Source organism: Streptomyces sp. NPDC002276, from assembly GCF_053891435.1.
Map to the genome: position 1 here is coordinate 14782 of NZ_JBSFCQ010000018.1, position 16977 is coordinate 31758.

At 70.0% G+C, this 16977-nt stretch carries 11 protein-coding genes; 5 read left to right on the forward strand and 6 right to left on the reverse strand.

All coding sequences use genetic code 11. The features are described from left to right. Positions 1–141 precede the first annotated feature (141 nt). Complete coding sequence (locus ACWIHT_RS35845) at positions 142–2379, reverse strand: MMPL family transporter (RefSeq protein ID WP_456172501.1); 2238 nt, start codon at positions 2377–2379, stop codon at positions 142–144. Positions 2380–2675: 296 nt separating this feature from the next. Between ACWIHT_RS35845 and ACWIHT_RS35850 the strand changes: the two genes are divergently transcribed. The 3 genes from ACWIHT_RS35850 to ACWIHT_RS35860 all read left to right on the forward strand — a co-directional run bounded on the left by ACWIHT_RS35850 (position 2676) and on the right by ACWIHT_RS35860 (position 7618). Continuing rightward, positions 2676–4154: a serine/threonine-protein kinase gene (locus ACWIHT_RS35850; RefSeq protein ID WP_456172502.1), complete on the forward strand. Its 1479-nt coding sequence runs from the start codon at positions 2676–2678 to the stop codon at positions 4152–4154. A 126-nt stretch (positions 4155–4280) separates the two neighbouring features. Further along, the gene (locus ACWIHT_RS35855) at positions 4281–5321 is read left to right on the forward strand and encodes a LacI family DNA-binding transcriptional regulator (RefSeq protein WP_456172504.1); all 1041 of its coding nucleotides are present in this window, start codon (positions 4281–4283) and stop codon (positions 5319–5321) included. Between the two features lie 161 nt (positions 5322–5482). After that, complete coding sequence (locus ACWIHT_RS35860) at positions 5483–7618, forward strand: RICIN domain-containing protein (protein WP_456172506.1); 2136 nt, start codon at positions 5483–5485, stop codon at positions 7616–7618. Between the two features lie 74 nt (positions 7619–7692). Here ACWIHT_RS35860 and ACWIHT_RS35865 read toward each other — a convergent pair whose 3' ends face one another. From ACWIHT_RS35865 to ACWIHT_RS35885, 5 genes are all read right to left on the reverse strand, one after another. After that, on the reverse strand, positions 7693–10047 hold the full coding sequence (locus ACWIHT_RS35865; RefSeq protein WP_456172507.1) for a glycoside hydrolase family 3 N-terminal domain-containing protein: 2355 nt from the start codon (positions 10045–10047) through the stop codon (positions 7693–7695). An 89-nt stretch (positions 10048–10136) separates the two neighbouring features. After that, on the reverse strand, positions 10137–11060 hold the full coding sequence (locus ACWIHT_RS35870) for a carbohydrate ABC transporter permease (protein ID WP_456172508.1): 924 nt from the start codon (positions 11058–11060) through the stop codon (positions 10137–10139). After that, positions 11057–11908 carry a carbohydrate ABC transporter permease gene (locus ACWIHT_RS35875; protein ID WP_456172510.1) on the reverse strand — a complete coding sequence of 284 codons (852 nt, stop codon included), beginning with the start codon at positions 11906–11908 and terminating at the stop codon, positions 11057–11059. Before ACWIHT_RS35875 ends, ACWIHT_RS35870 begins: the two co-directional genes overlap by 4 nt. 47 nt (positions 11909–11955) lie before the next feature. Beyond that, positions 11956–13281, reverse strand: a complete 1326-nt coding sequence (locus tag ACWIHT_RS35880; protein ID WP_456172511.1) for an extracellular solute-binding protein — start codon at positions 13279–13281, stop codon at positions 11956–11958. Positions 13282–13489: 208 nt separating this feature from the next. Further along, positions 13490–13843 (reverse strand): hypothetical protein, encoded by a 354-nt coding sequence (locus tag ACWIHT_RS35885; RefSeq protein ID WP_456172513.1) that lies wholly within the window; start codon positions 13841–13843, stop codon positions 13490–13492. A 175-nt stretch (positions 13844–14018) separates the two neighbouring features. Between ACWIHT_RS35885 and ACWIHT_RS35890 the strand changes: the two genes are divergently transcribed. Next, positions 14019–15251 carry a PP2C family protein-serine/threonine phosphatase gene (locus ACWIHT_RS35890; protein ID WP_456172515.1) on the forward strand — a complete coding sequence of 411 codons (1233 nt, stop codon included), beginning with the start codon at positions 14019–14021 and terminating at the stop codon, positions 15249–15251. Between the two features lie 254 nt (positions 15252–15505). Next, positions 15506–16933 (forward strand): alkaline phosphatase family protein, encoded by a 1428-nt coding sequence (locus ACWIHT_RS35895; protein ID WP_456172516.1) that lies wholly within the window; start codon positions 15506–15508, stop codon positions 16931–16933. The last annotated feature ends 44 nt before the right edge of the window (positions 16934–16977 follow it).

Below are 16977 nucleotides of genomic sequence, written 5' to 3' on the forward strand. Positions count from 1 at the left end.
GGTGGTGAGGTCACGGGATACACCCTCCATGGTGCAGGCGGGCCGCCCGCCGGTCCCGGGGGGAGGGGACCGGCGGGCGGGGACGGTGCGGCCGGGGCGGGCCCGGACCGGCGTCCTGGTGTGGATCGTACGGCCGCCGCCTCAGCGCTTCCCGGTGGTGACGGGCGACACGGGTGCGCGGTCCGGGCTGCCGGAGGCGTCGTCCGGGGTCTCGGCCAGCAGGTGGCGCAGCCGTTCGCCCTCGACGTCCACGTTGGGCAGGATCCGGTCGAGCCGGCCGGGCAGTGCCCAGGCGCGGCGGCCGAGCAGGGTCATGACCGCCGGTACGAGCGTCATGCGGACGACGAACGCGTCGAAGAGGACGGCGGAGGCGAGGCCCAGACCGATCGACTTGATCAGCGCCACGTCGTCCAGCAGGAACCCGGCGAACACCGAGATCATGATGACCGCGGCGGCCGTGACCACCCGGGCGCTGTGCCGGAAGCCCGCGATCACGGCCTCGGTGGGCTCGGCCCCGTGGACGTACGCCTCACGCATCCGGGTCACCAGGAACACCTCGTAGTCCATGGCGAGTCCGAACACCACGCCGATCATGAAGATCGGCAGCACGCTCACGATCGGCGAGGTCTGGTCGACGCCGAACAGGTCGGCCAGCCAGCCCCACTGGAACACCGCGACCACCACACCGAGCGTGGCGACCACGCTGAGCAGGAAGCCGAGGGCGGCCTTGAGCGGGACCAGGATCGAGCGGAACACCAGGAGCAGCAGGACCAGGGCCAGGCCGACGACCACGCCGAGGTAGGGGATCAGGGCGCTGCTGAGCTTGCTGGACACGTCGATGTTCAGGGCGGTCGTGCCGGTCACCATCAGCTCGGAACCGGTGTCGGACTTCAGCGCCGGGCCCCGGTCGCGGATCTGGGAGACCAGGTCGACGGTGTCCTGGCTGCTGGGGGAGCTCTTCGGTACGACGGAGATCAGGGCCACGTCACCGCTCTGGTTGAACACTGCGGGGCGTACGGCGGCGACGTCCGACAGCTTGCCCAGTTCGGTGACCGTGTCCTGCGCGGCCGTCTTGGCGTCGCTGCTGCCACGACCGTCGACGACCACCGTGAGCGGGCCGTTGTAGCCGTCCCCGAAGCCCTTGGTGATGGTGTCGTAGGCGATGCGCTCGCTGGTGCCGGGGGCGGACATGCTGTCGTCGGGCAGGGACAGCCGCATCGACAGGGCGGGGATGGCCAGGACGCCGAGCCCGACGACCGAGACGAGCAGCATCTTCACCGGGTTGCGGGTCACGAACCGGGCCCAGCGCACGCCCGTCGTCTCGCCCTCGCCGCGCTCCTGGAGGGCGCGCATCCGGCGGCTGGTGAACCGGCCGCCCATGATCCGCATCCCGGCGAAGCCCAGCATCGCGGGCAGCAGGGTCAGTGCGATCAGTACGGCGACGACGACCGAGAAGGCTGCGCCCAGCCCCATCGTGGTCAGCATGCTGATGCCGATGATGCTCAGACCGACCAGGGCGATGACGACGGTGAGTCCGGCGAACACCACCGCGGAACCGGCGGTGCCGAGCGCGCGCCCTGCGGCCTCCTCCGGTTCGTGCCCGTCCCGGATCTCGCTGCGGTAGCGGGAGACGATGAACAGGGCGTAGTCGATGGCCACCGCGAGACCGAGCATCAGCGCCAGTGTGGTGGCGGCCGAGCTGAGGTCGAAGAACGCGCTCGCGACCGTGATGGCGGCCACCGCCGCCCCGACCCCGAAGATCGCCGTCAGCAGCGGCAGCCCGGCCGCGAGCATCGACCCGAACGTGATGACCAGCGCCACGGCGGCGATCAGCAGACCGATCAGTTCGGCCGCGCCGCCGCCCGCCTTCTCCTGTACGGCGTTGCCGCCCAGGCTGACCGCGAGCCCGGCCTTCTCGCCCCGGTCGGCCACGGAGTGCAGGGCGTCGCGGGCCGCGTCGGTGACGTCGGCCTGTCCGACCTTGTAGGTGACCTGGGCGTAGGTGATGGTGCCGGACCCGCTGATCAGGCCGCTCTGGTACGGGTCGCTGACGTTCGCGACCTGGGGCGCCTTCTTGAGGTCGGCGATCAGCGACTCGACCTCGGTCTTGTTGGCGCCGGACTTCAACTGCTGTCCGTCGGGCGCCTCGAACACCACGCGGGCGGTGGCGCCGGCGGCCGAGGCCTGCGGGAACTCCTTGCCCAGCAGGTCGATCGCCTTCTGCGACTGCGTGCCGGGCAGGGTGAAGCTGTCGGACGAGTTCGACGACACGCTCGCCGCGCCGATACCGACGGCCGCCAGGACGGCGATCCACAGCATCAGGACGAGCCGTCGGCGCCGGAACGAGAACCGGCCAAGGCGGTAGAGGAAGGTGGCCACGGAGTACTCCCACCAGGTTCGAGAGAAAGAGGATCGAAAGCTGTTCGCGAGAAAAGGAGGGCCTTCGCGGCCCACGACTTCACGCTAGGAGCGCCTTTCCTCCCCTCCGCAGCACCGGGGAAGTGAAAACGGCCGCGGTGACTAGTACCGGGGTACTAGGCCCTCTCCACCCTCCAGTCGAGGTGAGCGGCTCTCCGGTCCGCCGGGGCGCAGTGATCCGCCCCACACGATCCGGGACAAGAGCCGGTTATGGTGACCAGGCGAATCGAACAGGGACAGAACCGGCGGAGGACACCGTGTCGGACGAAGGGCGTCGCATCGCCGGGCGCTACCGGCTGACCGAGCAGATCGGCCGCGGCGGCATGGGCACCGTCTGGCGCGCCGACGACGAGGTCCTCGGCCGCCGGGTCGCGATCAAGCGGCTCCACGCACGGCCGGAACTCGCCGCCGACGAACTCGCCACCCTCTACGAGCGCACCCGCCGCGAGGCCCGCAGCGCCGCCCGGATCCAGCACCCGAACGTGATCGTCGTCCATGACGTCGTCGACGACGACGGCCGCCCCTGCATCGTCATGGAGTACGTCCCCGGCCCCACGCTCGCCGACCTCCTCAAGGACGGCCGGACCCTCCCGCACGAGGAGGCCGCCCGCATCGGCCTGGACACGGTCGCCGCCCTGCGCGCGGCCCACGCCGCCGGCGTACTGCACCGCGACGTCAAGCCCGGCAACGTGCTGCTCGGCACCGGCGACCGCACCGTCCTCACCGACTTCGGCATCGCCATGACCGACGGGGCGTCGACCCTGACGAAGACCGGCGAGATGGTCGGCTCCATCCACTACATGGCCCCGGAGCGGATCCGCGGCCTCACCCCCGGCACCGCCTCCGACCTGTGGGCCCTGGGCGCCACCCTCTATCAGGCCGTCGAGGGCCGCCCGCCGTTCCGCCGGGCCACCGCGATGGAGACCGCCTACGCCATCGCCGTCGACCCCCTCGAACCCATGAAGCAGGCCGGACCCCTGGAGCCGCTGATCGAGGCGCTCCTGATCAAGGAGCCCGACGAACGGCCGACGGCACAGCAGACCGAGCGCGCCCTACAGACCGCGTGGTGGGGCGAGGCGACGGCCGAACTGCCGCCGCCCGCACCCGAGTTGACGACCGTGGAGCCGACAGGGGACACAGGTCGCGGGCGCCGCCGGGGCCGCACGGGGATCGTCGCCGGGGTGCTCGCCCTCGCCGCGGCGGCCACGGCGTTCGTGCTGCACGGGACATCGACATCGCCACCGGGGCACGCGACGACCCGGCCCACCACCACGACCTCCGCGTCCCCCGTCCCGGACGGCTACCACCTCGTACGGGACCGGCAGTTGGGTGTCTCCTTCCCGGTGCCGGACGACTGGAAGGCAGGCAAGCGGTCGGCGGAGAGCGTCACCTACACCGACGAGACGGGTCTCGCCGGGCTCACCATCGGTGTCGTGGACCCGGCGGGCCCGAACCCGAGCACGCACTTCGCGGACATCGAGGCGAACACCAAGGTCAACTACCCCACCTATCGCAGGCTCCGCATGCAGCAGACCACGTTCCGCGAACAGCCCGCCGCGATCTGGGAGTTCACCTTCCAGGGCCGGGTCCGGGTGTTCCGCGCCATCGACCTCGGCTTCGGCAAGGAGGGCGACCGAGAGTACGACATCTACCTCTCGGCCCCGGACGCGAAGTGGGACACCTACCGTCCCGTCTTCGACAAGGTCAGGGACGGCTTCGTGACCAGCGCGTCGTGACCGCGCGAGACCCGTGCACCGCTATTGCCTCCACGGCCCACGCCCCGTTACCTTGCGGCAAAGTTACAGGCCAGCTACGCGATGCGGTCCGGCGCATCGGTGTTCGGCGAGCGGAACGGGCATCGGGTGACAGGTCGCGGCAAGGGACAACTGGAGGCGCAGTACGGCCTCCTCACGAGCATCGCCACCGAGGCGGGCGTCTCGCTCAGCACGGTGTCCAAGGTGGTGCACCGACGCCGGGACGTCGGCGCCCGGACCCGTGAACGGGTCGAGGAACTCCTCGCCCGGCACGGCTTCGTCCGGCCCTGGGAGCGGGACCCCGCGACACCCCGCCAGATCATCGCGGTCTTCCGTGACCTGTCCGGGCCGTACACGCTGGAGGTGGTCCGCGGCATCGTGGACGCGGCCGGAGAACTCGGCATCGACGTGGTCACCGGCACGACCGGCCGCCGCTCGATCTCCGGGTGGCTGGAGCAGTGCGTCGCGCTGGGCGCGGCCGGGATCGTCATCGTGATCTCGATGCTGTCCGAGGAGGACCAGCGCCGCATCGTCGAACAGCGTCTCCCGGTGGTCCTGATCGACCCGCTCAGCGCACCCTCCGAGGACATCCCCAGCATCGGCGTGACGAACTGGAGCGGCGCCCGCGACGCCGTACAGCACCTGCTGGACCTCGGCCACACCCGCATCGGCATGATCGCGGGCCGCTCCCACTCGCTGGCCGGGGCGGCGCGGGTGCACGGCTACCGGGCCGCGCTGGAGGAGGCCGGGATCGCATACGACCCGACGATCGTCCGCTCCACCGACTTCGACTACGCGGAGGCGCTCGCGACCGGCGCCCAGATCCTGGACGCCGACGATCCGCCCACCGCCGTCTTCGCGGCCAGCGACGCACAGGCGCTCGGCGTGCTGGAGGCCGCCCGGCAGCACGGGCTCGCCGTGCCGGACGACCTCGCGGTGATGTCCTTCGACGACACACTCGTCGCGGCGATGGCCTGCCCGCCCCTGAGCGCCGTACGCCAGCCCTTCGAGGAACTCGGCCGCGAGGCGACCCGGGTACTCCTCGAACTCGCCCAGGGACGGCCGCCCGTGTCCCCGCGCATCGAGCTGGCGACGGAACTCGTACTGCGGACTTCCACGTCCGTGCGGAGACGCGTCAATACCACGTAACTCCCCATTCCGCGAAACACTTTCGAAACGCGGCGGTGACATTGCCATGTCCGCTGCGAATACTGGCCTCCTGCCCGGACCCCCTCCCGGTGAAAGGAAAGCCGTTGACAAGATCCTGGGTGCGAAAGGCTTTCGCGTGGGCGACAGCCTTCGGCACAGGCATGGCATTCGCCATCGCCTCCGCGACAAGCGCGTCGGCCTATCAGCCGAGTCCCGCCAATCTGTATACGGCGACCAATACCGCCGCCTGCAACAAGAGCCCGTGCGTGCTCTACCCGAAGTCGGCCCAGTTGCCGGACGGCCGGATCGTGGCCACCTTCGAGAACGACCAGACCGCCCCGGTGGGCCAGACGCTCCCCATCTACAAGAGCGACGACAGCGGCACGACATGGGCGAAACTGGCCGACGTCAAAGCCCCCGCCTATCTCTCCAGCGACTCCAAATACGCGAAATACACGAGCAATTGGACCAACCCGTATCTCTACGTCCTCCCGCAGAACGTCGGCAGCCTGAGCGCGGGCACCCTGCTGCTGGCGAGCATCGTCTCCGGCGACGACTACTACTACCAGGAGCAGAAGGCCGCCAACTCCAGCTGGACGCCCACCAGTGACGGCGACCGCAAGGACGTGGCGCTCGCCCTGTACTCCAGCACGGACGACGGCGCGACCTGGACCATCCAGAACATCATCGCCGCCGGCGGCTGGCAGGGCGGCAGCGCGGGCAGCATCGGCCGGGTCTCCACCGCCAACACCTCCGCCCAGGTCGACCCCGTCTGGGAACCCCATCTCCTCGCCCACAACGGCACGTTGATCGCCTACTACTCCGACGAGGACGACTACACCGGCTACAACACCACCACCGGCGCCCCGACCCTCGACCCGGCCAACGACACGGCGACGGACTCCGGCGGCCAGGTCCTCCTGCACCGCACCTGGGACGGCTCCACCTCAACCGCCTGGAGTTCCCCGGTAGTTGACGTCCCCGGCTCCACGGTGACCATGACCGGCGGCAAGACGGAGATCGGCGGCGGCCGGCCGGGCATGACGACCATCGCCCCGACGACCGACGGCAAGTGGCTGCTCACGTACGAGTACTGGGGCGGCGGCACGAACGTCCGCTACCGCATCTCCGACGACCCGACGAAGTTCTTCTCCGCCACGGACAACCCGATCACCTCGCTGCCCGTCCCTTCGGGCGGAGCCACCCTGGCCACCGGCGGCAGCCCGGTCCTCCTCCCCATGCCGGACGGCCGGATCGTCTACAACGCGGCGGGCAGCGGAGACGTCTGGGTGAACGAGTCCGGACTCTCCACCGGCACCTGGAAGGAGTACAAGACGTCGATCGCGGCCGGCTACAGCCGCACGCTCCAGTACGTCGACGGTACCGGACGCGTGCTCGTCCTCCAGGCGTCCTGGAGCGGCAGCAGCGTCGGCCCCGTCAAGTACGCCGAGGTCGACCTCGGCCGCTCCGACGGCGCCTACTACAGCCTCGTCAACCGGCTCACCGGGCAGGTGCTCAGCCCCGCGTCCGGCAAGACCCAGGACGCCAACCTCACCGGGAACACCCCCGACCTGATCCTGAGCGCCGCCAACTCCACCGACAACACCCAGCGTTGGCACCTCACCGCCAAGGGCAGCGACATCACGCTGCTCAACAAGGCCGGGGGCCGCTCGGTCGCCATCTGGACCGGCACGGCGACGGCGGGACAGAAGCTGGCCCAGTGGGTCGACGACGGAGCCACCGACAAACAGTGGACCCAGGTCGCGTCCTCGACCAGCGGCTACTACAAGCTCCGCTCGGTCCTCAACACCAGCCTCTACATGACCGGTTCGACCGCCGGCGGCTCCGTCACCGTCGCGGCGGCGACCACCGACGGCTCCCAGGACTGGCAACTGGTCCAGGACCCGCTCCCCACGGCCGCCACCTTCACCCTGAAGGGCACCAACTCCGGCCGCTGCCTCGACGTCCCGAACGGCGCGACGGGCGTCCAGGTCCAGATCTACGACTGCTCCGGCAACGCCAACCAGACCATCACACAGACCACGGCCGGTGAGCTCCGCGTCAACGGCAACTGCCTTGCCGCGAACGGCGACGGCACCACCGCGGGCACCACGCTCATCCTCTGGGCCTGCAACGGGAAGTCCAGCCAGAAGTGGGCGTTCCGCGTGGACGGCACCATCGTCAACCGCTCCAACGGCCTGGTCATCGACGTGACCAGCTCGGGGACGGCCAACGGCTCGAAGGTCGAGCTGTGGACCGGGCTCGGCACCGCTAACCAGCAGTGGACGCGTAGCTAGCCGTCGCTCCAACAAGAAGATGGCCCCGCCGGTCGGATTGGCCGGCGGGGCCACTTCTCGTGCGGGTGGTTCGACTACTCCCGCTCGACGCTCACCGGCACCGAGTGCTGCCGCAGAACCGCCGCGTCCCGTTCCTCGCCCACGAGTTGGACCGTCTCCCGCACCGGAGTGTCCAGGCTGGAGGAGCCGATCCGCAGCAGGATCTCGCCGGGCTCGACGATGCGCCGCCCCGCCAGACCGGTGAAGGCCAGCCGGTCGGTGTGGACGTGGAAACGGACCGTCGCCTCCTCGCCCGGCTCAAGCGCCACCTTGGCGAAACCGAGCAGGGCCCGCACCGGCCGCGTCACCTGGGCGACCGGGTCGATCGCGTACAGCTGGACCGTCTCGGCCCCCGCGACCGCCCCCGTGTTCCGCACCCGCGCGCTGACGGTGAACTCGCCGTCCACCGGCACCAGTTCACGGTCGACACCGAGCCCGTCGATCTCGAAGCCCGTGTACGACAGACCGTGTCCGAAGGGGAACGCCGGTGTCGGGTCGAGGTTGGAGAGCCAGCTCTGCCGGTCGCCGAGCGGCGCGTGGAGGTAGGTGTAGGGCTGGCCGCCGGGTGTGGTCGGGATCTGCACGGGCAGCTTGCCGCTGAAGTTCGCCTTCCCCGCCAGGAGTTGGGCCACCGCACGGCCGCCCTCCTCGCCCGGCAGGAAGACCTGCACCATGGCCGCGGCGGTGGCCGCGAACCGGCCCACCGCGTAGGGGCGGCCACTGCTGACGACCAGGACGACCGGCCGACCCGTCGCCAACACCGCCTCGACCAGTTCCTCCTGCACGCCCGGCAGCCGCAGGTCCTCCACGTCACAGCCCTCGCCGGAGGTGCCGATCCCGAACATGCCGGCCTTGTCACCGACGACCAGCACGGTCAGGTCGGCCCCGGCGGACGCCTCGACCGCGGCGGCGATACCGGAGCGGTCCGCCTCCCGGATCGGGCAGCCCGGTTCGAACCGCCAGTCCACGGAGGACAGTTCGGCCGCCAGGGCGTGGCGCAGGGAGACCGCCTCGACACCGTTGCCAAGGTCGTCGCGTTCGGCGAGGACATGGTTGGGGAAGCTGTAGCAGCCGAACATGGTGCGTACGTCGTCGGCGCAGGGGCCGATCAGTGCGATCCGGCCGGTCGACGGGAGGGGCAGGGTGCCGTCGTTCGACAGCAGCACGGCACTCGACTGGGCCACCGCATGGGCGAGTTGACGACTCCTCGGCTTGTCGAGGTGCAGTTCACCCGCGATCAGGGCGGGCGGGCGCGGGTCCCAGTCGGCGTCGAGCAGTCCGAGTTCGACTTTCTGGCGAAGCACCCGGCGTACGGCCCGGTCGACCAACTCCTCGCCCACCAGGCCCTGTTCGACGGCGTGCACCAGCGCGTCGCCGAAACCGCGCTGGTCGGGCAGTTCGACGTCCAGCCCCGCGGTCAGGGCGAGCGCGCCGGCCTCCGGCAGATCGGCCGCCACCCGGTGGTCGTTCACCAGGAAGGGCAGGGACCAGTAGTCGGAGACGACGGTTCCCTCGAAACCCCAGGCGTCGCGCAGGACTTCGGTCAGCAGCCAGCGGCTCGCGGCCGGCGCCTCGCCGTCGATCTCGGCGTACGAGTTCATCACCGACCGCACACCCGCGGCGACGAGCCGTTCGAAGGGCGGCAGGATGACGTCGAAGAGTTCACGGCGGCCGATCCCCACGGGCGCGTGGTTACGGCCGCCCATCGAGGCCGAGTACCCGGCGAAGTGCTTGAGGGTCGCGTACACCCCGGCGCTCTGCAACCCCGTGACATACGCCTCGGCCAACTCGCCCACCAGGTAGGGGTCTTCGCCGTAGGTCTCCTCGCAGCGGCCCCAGCGGTAGTCGCGGATGACGTCGACGACGGGGGACAGGCCCTGGTGCACGCCCGCCTCGGCCATGTCGGAGCCGATGGCCTCGCCCACCCGGCGGATCAGTGCCGGGTCGAAGGTGGCGGCCATGCCGAGCGAGGTGGGGTAAATGGTGGCGCCGTAGGCGGTGAAACCGGTGAGGCACTCGTCGTGGGCCATGGCCGGGATGTCGAATCTGCTCTGCGCCACCACCTGCCGCTGGTGCCCGGCCAGCAGGCGGGCGTGCTCCAACGCGGGCCGGGGCAGGGTGCCGTAGGGCCGGGTGAGCTGGCCCAGGCCGTGCCGGGCGGTCTCGTCGAGGTCGCCGACACGGCCGAAGTGGTTGCTGCCCGGGGCCACTTCGGGGCCGTCGGCCTCGATGTCCTCCCAGGTGCTGCTCAACTGCGCGACCTTCTCCGGCAGGGTGAGCCGGGCGAGCAGCGCCTCGACGCGTTCGGCGGTGGGCAGGGCGGGATCCGTCCAGGGGCGGTCGCTCTCCTCTTGGGGGAGGCCGCCGTGGTCGGGCATGGTGGTCGTCATTCACGACTCCTCGGTGTTGCGCGGGCACGCCGACGGGGCCGGGCGCCTGGCCCGGCCGTCGTGGCGTGTGAACTGCCCGGTAGTGGGGGCTACTTGGAGAAACCGGCGGTGAGACCGGCGACGAGCTGACGGCGGGCCAGGATGAACAGGGCCAGCATCGGCAGGGTGGAGAGCACCACCGCGGCCATCGTGGCCGGGACGTTGATGCCGAACTGGCCGCGGAACAGGGTCAGTGCCAGGGGCAGTACGGCCTTGTCGCCGCTCTGGGTGAGGATGAGGGGGAAGAGGAAGCCGTTCCAGACCTGGAGGCCGTCGTAGACGGCGACCGTCATCAGGGCCGGGCGGGCCAGGGGTGCCGCGAGCGACCAGAGCATGCGCCAGTCGCCGGCGCCGTCGACGATCATCGCCTCGAACAGCGAACGCGGCACGTCCCGCAGGAAGCTGACCAGGATCATCACGGTGATCGGCAGTGCGAACGCGGCCGAGGGCAGGACGATCGCGAGCAGGCTGTCGTAGAGATGCATGCGGATGATCAGCAGGTAGACCGGGATGATCACCGCCTGGAGCGGGATCGCCAGGCCCAGCAGGAACAGGCGGAACGACACCCGGGAGAAGCGGCTGCCGGCGTTGCGGACGATCGAGAACGCGGCCATCAGCGCGACGGCGACGGCGATGACGACCGTGCCCGCGGTGACGACGACGCTGTTGAGGAGGTAGGTGGTGAAGTCGCCGTCCAGGACGGTCCGGTAGCTGTCCAGCGTCGGATGGCTGGGCAGCGCGAGGGGGCTGTCGGAGGTGAAGTCGGACTGGCTGCGGAGGCTGGTGACGACGAGCCAGTAGATGGGGACGACGACGATCGCCGTCCAGAAGAGGGCGGCGCCGCCGGTGAGGGCGCGGCGCAGGATCCCCGGGACGGGGTTCTTCCGGACGGGTCCGGGCGTCACGGCCCGGTGGCTTGGAACGGTCCGCCGTTCGGTGGCGGTGGTGCGGGTCTTGGTCACGGTGGTGCTCACATGCCCTCCTGCTGGCTGTCCATCCGGGTGAAGCCGGACAGGCGGGTGGTCAGCAGCGACAGGCCCAGGCCGAAGACCACGAGAAGGGTGGCCACCGCGCTGGCCCGGCCCATGTCGTGGGCCTGGAAACCGGTGATGTACATGGAGAGGGGAAGGACGCGGGTCGCGGTGCCGGGCCCACCGGTGCCGCCCGACAGGACGAAGATCAGGTCGAAGTAGGTGAGCGAGCCGACCAGCATCAGCGTGCTCGACGTGACCAGCGTGTACTTCAGCTGCGGCAGCGTGATGTGCCGGAACCGGGTCACGGGCCCGGCGCCGTCGAGCGCGGCGGCCTCGTACAGGGCGGTCGGGATCTGCCGTATGCCCGCCTGGTAGAGCAGGGCGTGGAACGGCACGAACTGCCAGGCGATCACGAAGATCACCGTGTACAGGGCGAGTTGGGGCGAGCCGAGCAGCGGCTTCGCCAGCCAGTGCAGGCCGGGCGTGGAACCGATGCCGAAGGACGGGTCGAGCAGCGCCTGCCAGGTCAGGCCGATCGCCACCGCGGACAGCAGCAGCGGCAGGAAGAACAGCACCGCGAACAGGGCGCGCAACCGTCCCTTCGGTGCCTGGAACAGACCGAGCGCCAGGGCGATCGGCGTCTGCACCAGCCAGCTGACCACCATCACCTTGACGGTGAGCCACAGCGACTGCCAGGTGGCGCTGTCGGTGAGGACGGACGTCCAGTTGGTGAGGCCCGCCCAGCTGATGGAACCGAGACCGTCCCAGCGGGCGACGCTGAGCGCCGCCACGCCGATCAGGGGGACGAGACCGAACAGACCGAAGAGGAGCAGGGCCGGAGCGGCCATGAGAAGGCCGCTCCCTCCTCTCCGGCGTACGGGGGTGGTGGTGATCGTCACGACCCCGCCTTGCTCATGTTCACCCCGAAGTCGGCCGGCGAGATCTGCCGCAGGAACGACTTGTCAGTGTTGGTCAGCAGCGGGTCGGCCTGGTCGGACGGCAGCGCCTGGTCCCACGAGAGCTGGAAGCTCGGCGCCTTGTCCACCAGGTCGTAGACGAAGGTCAGCCACGCCTTGTCGGAGGCCGACGACACCGCGGCCAGCTTGGTGTCCAGGCCCTTGACCGGCGGGACGCTGCCCGAGGCGAGATAGGCGTCGACCTGGGAGCCGTTGAGGATGTAGTCCTTCAGGTAGGTCAGCGCGTCCGACTTGTGCGTGGACGACTTGTTCAGCGACAGGAAGTTCGACGGGTTGCCGACGATGTTCGCCGGGCTGCCCGCGCCGCCGGTCAGGGCCGGGAACGCGGTGTAGCCCAGCTCGCCCTTCTTCAGGAAGTCGGGCGCGGCCTTGGCGATGTTGGCGTACTCCCAGGTGCCCATCACCTCCATCGCCGCCTTGCCCGTGTACAGCAGCGCGGTCGAGGCGCCCTGGTCGTAGCTGACGGAGGACGCGTTGTCGCCGAACGCGCCGGCCTTCGCCAGGTCCTGGAGCTTCTGGTTGGCCTTGGTGACCGACGGGTCTTTCCAGGCGGCGGCGTCACCCGAGGCGATCTTCGAGAACACGCGCGAGCCGCCGGTCCGGTCGAGCAGGTACTCCAGGTACATCAGCGTCGGCCACTTGGAGTTCGCCGCGAGCGACAGCGGGGTGACGCCCTTGCCCTTGAGCTTCTTCACGGCCGCGAGGAGGTCGTCGTACGTCTTCGGAGGCTGGACGCCCGCGTCGGACAGCACCTTCTTGTTGTAGTAGAGGACGACCGGGGCGAGGCCGTTGACGGGGACGCCGTAGACCTTGCCGTCGAAGGTCGCGCTCTGCATGACGCTGTCGGTGTAGCGGTCCGAGTTCACGTCCGTGGCGTTCAGGACGTCGACCTTGTCGGCCTTGACGTAGTCGTTCAGGGCGCCGCCGCCCCAGCTGAAGAAGAGGTCCGGGGCCTGGTTCGCGCCGAAGGCCACGCGCAGCTTCTGCTTGTAGTCGTCGTTCGCGAACAGCCGCAGGGTGATCTTCGCGTCGGGGTGGTCCTTGTTGTAGGCGTCCACCGACTGCTTGAGGATCAACTGGTCGTTGAGCGCCCACATCGTCAGGCCCTTCGACGACGAGCTCGTGGACGGTCCCGAGGACCCGCAGGCGGCCAGGCTCGCGGCGGCGGTCAGGGTGACCGCGACCGCGACGGCGCGTCGAATTCTCGGGCTTCCGAGATGTCCGGTGACCGGGATTCCCCGCATGGTGTGCCTCTCTTCTTTCGGCGTGCCGTAAGTGCGCAGGACAGAGGCGGAAACGGCTACCGGCCCGAAAGGCTTTCGGATGCCCCACCGCGGCTCGTCTGCCTGCTGGCCGGGACACTGACACGGAATTCACACCCAGGACAAGCACGGGAAATTCCTCGGTTACGAAAGACTTTCGTAGAGCTGGGGGCGGCCTGGCCCCCGTGACTCAGCGGAACTCGTGCACCACGTGGATCTCGCCGACGAGGTGGGCGTTGAACTCGTCGAGCTCCTCGGCCGGCACCCACAGCTCCAGAATCGTTCGCCCGCCCGCCTGTTGGACCGGATAGCGGGTCAGGAACTCCGTCTCCACCTCGAAGCGCGTCACGAACCCGGCGCCGTCGTGCTTGACGTTCCAGTCCCGCGCGATCCGGATCGCGTAGTCCTCGTTGAGGACCGGGTAGAAGATCGGCTGCTCGGGCAGCCGGGGCGGCCAGGCACGCATGTCGAGCGCCCGGACCAGGTCCAGCTCCTTGGGGCCGGTGGGGCGCCAGAGGGTGGTCGTCGGTCGCTGGTTCGTCATCGGAGTCGCTCTCTGCGTCGGTGATCAAGGGGACGCAGTGGACGATATCCGCGGCGGGAACAGCACGGCCAAGGAGTTTCGCCCCCGACCCGGACCCGATCGCACCCCACCACGGGTCGCTACCGCCCGAACGCCCGCGCGGGTGTTGGGATGGAGGTGGCAGAAAGGGGCCGCGGTGGACGGCGACGACGAGGTGACCGGGGCGGGGCAGGGTTCGGCGGATCGGTTCGCGCTGGCTGGGCGGGCGGTCTCCGCGATCGGGTCGACGCTCGACGAGCGCAGGACCGCCGCGGAGTGCGCGAGGTTCCTCGTCGACGAACTGTGCGAGGCCGCGGCCGTCGACCTGTTCGCGCAGGACGAGGCACGCCCGGCACCGCACGGCATGCTGCACCCCATGGCGGCCGTCGGCCGCAAGGAACTCCTGGACGGCCTGCGCAGCGCGCCACGCGAGGACGTCATGGTCCGCGCCCTGGACGCCGGCCACCCGATCACCACCTCCTTCACCACCAACGACCACGGCGTCCTGGCCGCCCTGTCCGTGCCGCTCACCGCCTGGGGCAGGGCCTACGGCGCGCTCCTCGCGATCCGCGCCGGACGCACGTTCGGCGACGACGAGGCCGCGGCCGTGCACTACGCGGCCCGCCTCACCGCCGCCCATCTGCACCACGCCGTCGAACACCACCGCCTGCGCACCACCGCCCTCAACCTCCAACAAGTCCTGCTCACCGAGCCCAGCCGCCCCCACCCCAACATCGAGATGGCCACCCGCTACCTCCCCGCGGGCAGCGGCACCCTCGTCGGCGGCGACTGGTTCGAGGCCGTACGACTGCACTACGGCCGCACCCTCCTCGTCATCGGCGACGTCATGGGACACGGCCTGGACGCGGCCGTCGACATGAACGCCTACCGCTCGATGCTGCGCTACGTCGCCTCCACCGACCTGCCGCCCCACCGCATCCTGCGCCAGATGGACACCGCCATGTCCGAGGAGCACAACCGCCGCCCCGCGACCTGCCTGCTCGCCCTCCTCGATCCGGACCGGGGCACCGCCGCCTTCGCGAGCGCGGGCCATCTGCCGCCCGCCGTCTTCCACCGCGACGGCGCCGGCGAACTGATCCCCGTCCCCGTCGGCCCGCCCCTCGGCACGGGCTCCGCCGACTACGAGATGACCACGCTCACCCTCACCCCCGACGACACCCTGGTCATGTACACCGACGGGCTGGTCGAGCGACGCGGCGAGGACATCGACGTCTCCCTGTCCCGCCTGGCCCGGCTGCGCCTCCACCCCGGCCAGGGCGTCTCCCGCCTCCTCGACGACATCGTGCTCCGCCTCCACGTCCAGGAGGCCGAGGACGACGTCGCCGCGATCGCCGCCCGGCTGCGCCCCCGAGGTTCGATTCCCGGATAACTTCGCAAACGGGAAACGAGGGTACGGCGGCGGGGTCCTCGGCCGGGTCGGATCATGCCCCGGTCGGCCGTCCCCCAAGGTTTGGCAACACCTCGGCAACGCCCGGATGTTGCCGGTCACGGCTTGGCCAACCCCTTTCCGCACGTTGGCCGCAAATTCACCGCACGCCCCTGACACCCCTTGCCGAGCAAGGCGGAGAGTGATCCGAGGTCTGGTCCACGAGATCCCTCGAAGCTCTTCAAGAAGGGGCAATCATGGCCGAGTTGACACGTCGTAGACTCCTGGGTTCGGCCGCCGGCGCACTGGGCGGTGCCGCGGCTCTCTCCCTCCTCCCGCCGAGCGTCCAGAAAGCAGTCGCCGCCGAGCCGCCGAAGAACGGTTCGCTGCGGGACATCGAACACGTCGTCATGCTGATGCAGGAGAACCGGTCGTTCGACCACTACTTCGGCACGCTGTCCGGCGTTCGCGGATTCGCCGATCCGCACGCTCGCAAACTCGACACCGGGCGCAGCGTCTTCTACCAGCCGGACGCGGTGAACCCGAAGGGCTACCTCCTCCCGTTCCACCTCGACACCCACACCTCCAGCGCCCAGGCCATCCCGTCCACCAGCCACGCCTGGTCGGTGCAGCACCAGGCCTGGAACAACGGCAAGATGGACCAGTGGCTGCCCGCCCACCGCGCGGCCGACGGCGTCAACGGCCCCTATGTGATGGGCTATTACACGCGCGAGGACATCCCGTTCCAGTTCGCGCTCGCCGAGACCTTCACCATCTGCGACAACTACTTCTGCTCGGTCTTCGGGCCGACCTGGCCCAACCGCCTGATGTGGATGACCGGTTCGATCGACCCGGGCGGGACCCTGGGCGGCCCGGTCATCAGCAACGCCGCGCCGACGCCGTACCGTTGGACGACGTACGCGGAGCGCCTCCAGAACGCCGGGGTCAGCTGGAAGGTGTACCAGGAGGAGGACGACTACGGCACCAACATGCTGGAGCAGTTCGCGTCCTTCAAGAACGCCAAGCCCGGCTCCGACCTGTACGAGCGGGGCGTACGCCCACAGGCGCACGGCACGTTCGAGGACGACGCGCGCAACGACCGTCTCCCGACGGTGTCGTGGATCTGCCCCACGAGCTACCAGTCGGAGCACCCGGACTACCTCCCGGCGGCGGGCGCCGACTACGTGGCCTCGAAGATCGAGGCCATCGCGTCCAACCCGAAGGTGTGGCGCAAGACCGCCTTCATCCTCAACTACGACGAGAACGACGGCCTGTTCGACCACGTCGTGCCGCCGACCCCGCCGGCCGGCACGAAGGGCGAGTTCATCCAGGGCCTGCCGATCGGCGGTGGCTTCCGCGTCCCCGCCATCATCATCTCGCCCTGGACCGTGGGTGGTTGGGTCGCCTCGGAGGCCTTCGACCACACCTCGGCGCTTCAGTTCCTGGAGCGGTTCACCGGGGTCGAGGAACCGAACGTCACCGACTGGCGCCGTGAGACCTTCGGCGACTTCACCACGGCGTTCCGCTTCCGCGACGCCCGCCCGCGCTCGCCCCGGCTGCCCCACGACACGGCGGAGCAGCTGGAGAAGGCACAGGAGGAAGTGGCAACGTTGCCGAAGCCCACGCTGCCGGGCGCGGACCAGAAGTTCCCGCACCAGGAGCGGGGCCGCCGCCCGCACGTCTGACCCGGACCATCCCGTCACGGACCGTCCCGTCACGGACCGTCCTG

Coding starts and splice junctions, on each gene's coding strand:
- ACWIHT_RS35865 (WP_456172507.1), bottom strand. CDS start 10,047: ATGACGACCACCATGCCCGACCACGGCGGCCTCCCCCAAGAGGAGAGC.
- ACWIHT_RS35895 (WP_456172516.1), top strand. CDS start 15,506: ATGGCCGAGTTGACACGTCGTAGACTCCTGGGTTCGGCCGCCGGCGCA.
- ACWIHT_RS35860 (WP_456172506.1), top strand. CDS start 5,483: ATGGCATTCGCCATCGCCTCCGCGACAAGCGCGTCGGCCTATCAGCCG.
- ACWIHT_RS35875 (WP_456172510.1), bottom strand. CDS start 11,908: ATGGCCGCTCCGGCCCTGCTCCTCTTCGGTCTGTTCGGTCTCGTCCCC.
- ACWIHT_RS35885 (WP_456172513.1), bottom strand. CDS start 13,843: ATGACGAACCAGCGACCGACGACCACCCTCTGGCGCCCCACCGGCCCC.
- ACWIHT_RS35880 (WP_456172511.1), bottom strand. CDS start 13,281: ATGCGGGGAATCCCGGTCACCGGACATCTCGGAAGCCCGAGAATTCGA.